At 41.5% G+C, this 6,575-nt stretch carries 6 protein-coding genes; 2 read left to right on the forward strand and 4 right to left on the reverse strand.

Translation table 11 applies throughout. The annotated features are described in order from the left end of the window. Positions 1 to 45 precede the first annotated feature (45 nt). From F9K23_18540 to F9K23_18555, 4 genes are all read right to left on the reverse strand, one after another. Positions 46 to 1,269, reverse strand: a complete 1,224-nt coding sequence (locus F9K23_18540; GenBank protein KAB2912818.1) for a lipase family protein — start codon at positions 1,267 to 1,269, stop codon at positions 46 to 48. Positions 1,270 to 1,380: 111 nt separating this feature from the next. Beyond that, positions 1,381 to 2,445 (reverse strand): hypothetical protein, encoded by a 1,065-nt coding sequence (locus F9K23_18545; GenBank protein ID KAB2912819.1) that lies wholly within the window; start codon positions 2,443 to 2,445, stop codon positions 1,381 to 1,383. A gap of 39 nt (positions 2,446 to 2,484) precedes the next feature. Further along, a complete protein-coding gene (locus tag F9K23_18550) occupies positions 2,485 to 3,735 on the reverse strand; it encodes a TCR/Tet family MFS transporter (protein ID KAB2912820.1) in 1,251 nt (416 codons plus the stop codon). A gap of 136 nt (positions 3,736 to 3,871) precedes the next feature. Next, complete coding sequence (locus F9K23_18555; protein KAB2912821.1) at positions 3,872 to 5,506, reverse strand: sulfatase-like hydrolase/transferase; 1,635 nt, start codon at positions 5,504 to 5,506, stop codon at positions 3,872 to 3,874. A gap of 204 nt (positions 5,507 to 5,710) precedes the next feature. Between F9K23_18555 and F9K23_18560 the strand changes: the two genes are divergently transcribed. Then, positions 5,711 to 6,037, forward strand: a complete 327-nt coding sequence (locus tag F9K23_18560) for a winged helix-turn-helix transcriptional regulator (GenBank protein ID KAB2912822.1) — start codon at positions 5,711 to 5,713, stop codon at positions 6,035 to 6,037. Positions 6,038 to 6,042: 5 nt separating this feature from the next. Then, entirely contained in the window at positions 6,043 to 6,486 is a 444-nt protein-coding gene (locus F9K23_18565; protein KAB2912823.1) for a polyketide cyclase, read from the forward strand. Positions 6,487 to 6,575: the final 89 nt, after the last annotated feature.

Genomic DNA, 6,575 nt, shown 5'->3' on the forward strand with positions numbered 1-6,575 from the left:
ACCACTCAAAGTGGTGTTTTTTTGTTTTATGTGAATTGTAATGATTTACGCCCTAGCCCTTGTTGCTGTTGCGTTTGTCATAGCGTTGTAGTAAACAAACGGCCAATGTTGCCACCATTCTTGTAATAGTGAGTTGGTAGGGGCATCTGCATTTCCGCTGCCGGGGAAAAGGCTTGCGGGTAAAGTGCTTCCCTCATAAACTACAGGGAACTCTCCTTGTACCACATATGCATTACCCACGTGAACGTAGTTAAGGTTAGGGTACCCGTTGGGGAATATCTCTTTTAGTTTGTTTGCCAAATCTTCTAAAAACGCCGGAGGTTTCAAAGGCAACAATGCTTTAATCATACTTGGGTTGTTCAAATCATTCAACCACTCAATAGTTGGTGGGATTTGAGGAACGGTATCCAAGTTGTTTACCACACGGTAAATCATGTTGTTTTTAGTTAGACCGTTATCAAAGTTATTGGCAAGCGCATCGTTAGCCCACTTTGGTGAGGCGAACGTGTATGTTTTAAGGTTTACGGTGGTAATACCTGCCGCTTGCAAACCTCCGGCTTGTACCCAAGCAGAGAATACACCGGCCATTGCAGCCCCTAAGCTGTGTCCTGTTACAAACAAATTGATACTGGTTTTACCCAATGCCTGAAAAGCCTCAATAAGGTTGTGTAAAGAGCCGTTAGAAGCTTTTACAGTATATTCTTCAACAGCTACACGGAAACCAAAGTGCATATACGGTTGTACTACAGCAGGTTGTTTAGGGTCGGCAGGTTGGTTGTAATAATCAGGGTTTACAATGTATGTAGCCGAGCTGTTATAAAACGAGTAATCAAGTGGGCCGGCAGGCACTGGAACGAAGGTTACATCTTCCAACGCACCGGTTAGGTTTTCGGTTCCTGCAAAGGCTACAGCATAAGCATCTAATGATTCATTGTAGGTAACAATAACATTATTAGAGCCAAACTTAAGGTTAGCAATAATAGGAGGGATGTTTGCCGGAGCAGCTTGTAAAATTGAACGATGCCATACATTAAATAACAGTGTGTCGAAAACAGGGAAGCCGGGTGTCCATCCTGCAGGCCAAATAGGGTCAACAGGGTAGGGATATTCCGTTCCGTTGTCATTAGGAAGAGGGTTGTTACGGTTGTTAGCAGGTTTTAAAGTAGTAAAACCTTTGCCGTCGGGATTTTTGCGAGGGCCAAGTAAATCGGCAGCATAGGATAGCGCCAGCATTTGTTGCGCTTCCGTTAAGTTAAAATTCGGTTGCATTTGAATGTGTGAGGTTTAGTTAGTTACTTATGCAAGTTGACATTACGCAATTGCCGTAGTCAGTCGCTAAATTATAACAAAACCATTTACACACAATAACCTTATTGTAAATTATTTATACTGCTCGTTAACTCGGTTTTGGTCGTAAATTCTACCGTCAAGAATTGCTGAATATTTTTTGGCTTTTTTGCTGCCGTATTCTACATAGGCTTTGTTTGCCCATAATTTTGCATCCTCAAGATTTCCTAATACTTCATGTGCAACAGCCATGTTGTAGCAAATGCGTGCCGCATCTTTATCACTGGTACTCTGTAATAAAGAGCCTTTCCATGTTTCAAGTGCAGCAGCCCAATCATTCACCTCAGCTTGTTTGCTACCGGTAGCTACAGAAGCAACATTTTTACCCTTTTTATAATACTTGCGGGTAAGTGTAATGGGCATGGGGGCAATTTTGTAGGCATATGAGTTGCCCGCCAACTGGCTTATATACCTTGCTGCATCTGATTTGGCTATTAGTTTTGCCAAAGCATCCTGCGCACTATTGGCCGTAGTTTCCCAAGTGTTGCTTTGGGTAATAAGCTGTTGGTCTAGTATTACTTTGTTCACAGGGTCGTAAATTCTAAACCCTATAGTAACGTTCCCAACTCCTTTTGCATAAAACTCATTGGTTTCAACGGTTTTTTTAACGCCATTTTCAGTGATTTCCTTTTTCACCAAACGCTTACCGTCGGTTACAATAAAATCGGTATCATAAATTTCAATAGCCATCACAGCATTTGTGTGGTATTTGCTGCAAAGGTTTTCAATATCTCCCCAACTGATTGGCTCAGGAAAAGCTCTGCTGATACTGTTTCCGGGGAAAATTTCGGCAGCGTTTTTTACTACAAACCTGTTTGAGTAATTAATGGTGCTTTGAAACGCGTTGATAGCCGCTTGTGTGCCTGCGCGGTCTTCACCGGGCAGTTCTCCTGTTAAAAGACCTTCGATAATTCCCACTGCTTGTGAACTAAAATAGGTGCGGTTAAGAACTAGCAAGGTATCAACGTGTGAGGGCAGGGTAACATCAGCAGGGCGTGTGGCTTGAATCCTCACGGTACGCATACTGCATGATGATAGGGTAATGGCAACTGCAATTGATGCGGTTAGCAAAAAGCGGTAAATGTTTATGCTATACATAGTTGTGTTTTGTATAGCATAAACATTTTTGATGCCAAATTATTCTTTAGGAGCAGGGGTGGCGTACTTACGTAAAGGCTTTATTAATAATACAGTACTTATAAAAGTTAGTATTGCACCAAGAATAAAGGCCGCGCCAGGAAAAACAAAAGGAGTTTCTTTTCCGGTGAAGTAATGGAACACTCCGTTCATAAGTAAAGGGCCGATAATAGCCGATAAACTCATTAGCGAAGTAAGTGTGCCTTGTAGTTCACCTTGTTCGTTAAGAGGCACTTGGCCGCTTACCACACTTTGCAAGGCGGGACCTGCAATTCCTCCCAAACAATACGGAGCCAAAAAGGCAAACATCATCCAACTGGCATTGGCAAAGCCAAAACCAACTAATCCAAGACCGTATAGAATAAACCCAACAAAAATGCTGGTTTTAAGTCCCCATTTAGGAAGTATAATCCGTATCAATCCGCCTTGTACAAAGGCAACCAAAATACCAACCACGGCCAATGAACGGCCTATAGTCTCTTTTGACCATGTGAAACGGTAGCTGGTATAAAACGTCCAGTTAGATTGCACTGCATGGGCTGCAACATAAATGCACAAAAAGGCAAACAAAAGGCTCTTTAGTACAGGGAACTTTTTAAGATTGTATAGTGTGCTAAAAGGGTTTGATTTTGCAAGACTAAACTCCCGGCGCTTGTCTTTAGGTAATGATTCGGGTAGGATAAAGTATCCGTACAGCAAATTAATAAAGCTTAAACCTGCCGCTACATAAAAAGGCATCCTTGTCCCGAAACGTTCGCCAAGTTCTCCGCCCAATGCAGGGCCAATAATAAAGCCTACACCAAATGCAACGCCCACCATTCCAAAGTTTTGCGCTCGGTTTTCATTGGTGCTTATATCAGCTATGTAAGCATTGGCAGTAGTGAAGCTGGCTCCAAAAAGCCCAGCCAAAATACGGCCAGCAAACAGCCACGCTACCGTTGGTGCAAAAGCACTTAGTAAATAATCTACTCCAAGTCCTAATAAAGAAAGCAGCAAAACAGGCCTGCGGCCATATTTGTCGCTAAGTGCACCCATTATAGGTGAACATAAAAATTGCATTAATGCAAAAGAAGCCATCAACAAACCGCCAACACCCGAAGCTTCGTTCACTTCTTTGCCGGTAAGTTCTTTTAATAAATCAGGGATAATAGGGATGATAATGCCAAAACCGATTACATCAATTAGTACGGTTGCAAAAATAAACCCCATCGATGCTGCTCGTTTAGGGTTGTTACTTTGAATTGTTTCCATAGTTTTTTTGGTAGTTCACGTGCGAAAATAGGAAAGCCGGCCTATATAGCAACACGCTTTGTAGTGATATTATATAAAAATATGCGGCAAGAATTTTTTCAACCCTTGCCGCATGTAAATTGTTAAAAAACAGTTGTTAATGTGATTGTTGAGTCTTGTTAATCTTTGGCAATGTGTTAGGCCAAAAGATACTATCCGGCATAGTTCCCAGCTCATCCATTACTTGCGTTAGCTTTTCGTGCAGGCGTTCCCATTGTTTATTCGACTCAGGGGTTGCGTAAGCGGGGTTTGCTAAATTATACACCTCTTCAGGGTCAGCATCGGGGGCAATATTATATAGCTCGTATTCTGTGGGCTTACCTTTATTGGGGTCAAAATACACTGCATACTTCCAGTCTTTTTCTACAATGGCACGTATATGTCCTGCTGCGGGTACGGGGAAATACATATCATCATAGGTATAATGAATGTAATCCTGTACGGAAGCATTAGGGTTTTTAATAATCGGGGTAAGGTCTTTCCCTTTAAAATACCATTTTTTGCGCTCTTCACCTTCAATACCAATCATAGTTGCAAGCGTAGGCATAATATCAATTAAGCTGGCAAGTGATTCGGTTTCTTGCGGTTCAGGAAAAAGTTTAGGGTTAGAGATAATAAAGGGTACTTGCAGGGTCTCTTTGTACATATTGTACATCTTTTGGCGTTGGTACCCGTGCGATACTTTCATATCTCCGTGGTCGCTAATTCTGATAATAATGGTATCATCTGTCAGTCCCTTTTTGTCCAAGGCTTCTAAAACCACATTCAGTTGTTTATCCACCATACTATTAAGGTAGGAGTAGAACTGCAGATATTCTGTTTGAGCTTGCTCACTGGCCAGACTTCCGTTGGTGATATTACAAAAGTCTCTCCACTGCCTTTGTGCTTGGGGCTTCGTTGATAAATCCTCGTCAACAGTTGATGGCAGTACCACGGGTATATCCGTAAAATCATCGGGATTATAGCCGCCTTGAATATATATAGGCTCTAAGCCCTGCGCTTTCATTGCGGGGTTTGTACCGGGGTAAGACAATACATCGTGTGGGTTTACCAACGAAACAATCAGGCAGAATGGTTTATCGGTTTCAGGATTGTACTTCTCAAAGAACGATAATATGCTTTCTTCATAAAGTTTTTCCTTTGGCTGTGGGCCATATAAAGCAGCCTCTCCGTTTCCGCTAACAAAACGCCCGTCATTGTTTACCGTGCCGCCGCCAAAATTGGCAATGTTCATATTATCACCGGCATCGGGTGCATTCCATCCGTTAAAGCCCCAGCGTTCACTAATGTGTTTCACGTCCTCGGCTGTCCAATACAGCTGATTGATACCCAACTCCTCATCAACAATGTAATTAACAGGTTTTGTTAAGTGCCACTTGCCTTTAAACACCACATCGTAACCCGCCGATGCCATCATTTTACCCATATTGGGCAAATCGCTCGACATCATTACCTGCATTTGTTGTTTTACAGCATTGTTGCCGTCAGGGTCATCAAACTCTAAAACCTGTATCACACCATGTTGTGCGGGGTATAATCCGGTAAATAATGTTACACGACTGGGCGAGCAGGTACAAGAGTTTATTGTCCCTCGCTTAAAGGTTAAGCCGTTTTTTCTGAGCTTATGCATGGCTGGAAAATTTGTTGCTCCCCATTCTTCAGTCCAAGAGGGGACAGCGCTTTGCTGATCGGTAATTAAAAATAAGATGTTTGGTTTTTTTGATAGTGCCATAATTGATAGTAATTAAGTAGGCTACAATATAGAACAAAACACGGCAAAAGCAGATTAACACCTTGTAAACTCATTGCTGTTTGTTCCAATGAATTATTTTAAATGATTGTTTTACAGTTATTTAAATGGGGCGTGCAAGTCTCATTTAAATAATATTTTGTAGCTAAATGGCTACATTTATATTTGTAGTCATTTAGCTACGCAATGAACCTACGAAGAGACGTTTTTCAGGCAATAGCCGACCCAACAAGGCGATCGATACTAATCTTACTTGCATCACAAACAATGACAGCAGGGGCGATTGCCGAAAAGTTTAATACTGCACGCCCAACCATTTCAAAACACATTCAAATTCTTACACAATGCGGCTTGGTTGATTCTACCCAGCAGGGTAGGGAGATACACTATCAGCTTCGGTTGGATAAACTAAGCGAAGTAGATGTGTGGGTAGAGCAGATTAAGAAGATTTGGGAACAGAGGTTTGATGACCTTGATAAATACTTAGAGCAAATCCAGTCAAAAGCAAAATAATACATATGGAAAACAGACAAATTAGAATTACCAGGGTGTTTAAGGCACCTGTTGAACTTATGTGGGATGTGTGGTCGAAGCCTGAGCATATTGCAAATTGGTGGGGGCCAAACGGTTTTACGAACACAATTCACAAAATGGAGTTTAAAGAAGAAGGGGAGTGGACACTAACTATGCACGGGCCTGATGGGACTAATTATCCAAACAGGATTGTGTACAAAGAAATTGAGCTGCACAAAAAGATAGTGTTTGAGCATTTTCATCCGTACTTTTTTACTACGGTTATTTTTGAAGCGAAGGGTGAAGAAACTTATATTGACTGGACAATGGAGTTTAATACCGCTGAAATGCGTGATATTATTATAAAAGCCCATAAAGCTGATGAAGGCCAAAAAGAAAACCTTGATAAGCTGGGCAAATACCTTGCAGGCGTTGCTTCAAGCAATTGATTGTCCCCCTTTGGGTGAATTTTCTTCAAAAGGTTTGAGGTAACACCTCAAACCTTTTTTATTTATAGTGTTAATAATCAATATAATAT

The organism is Bacteroidota bacterium, assembly GCA_008933805.1.
Classification (GTDB): Bacteria; Bacteroidota; Bacteroidia; order UBA8524; family UBA8524; genus SB11.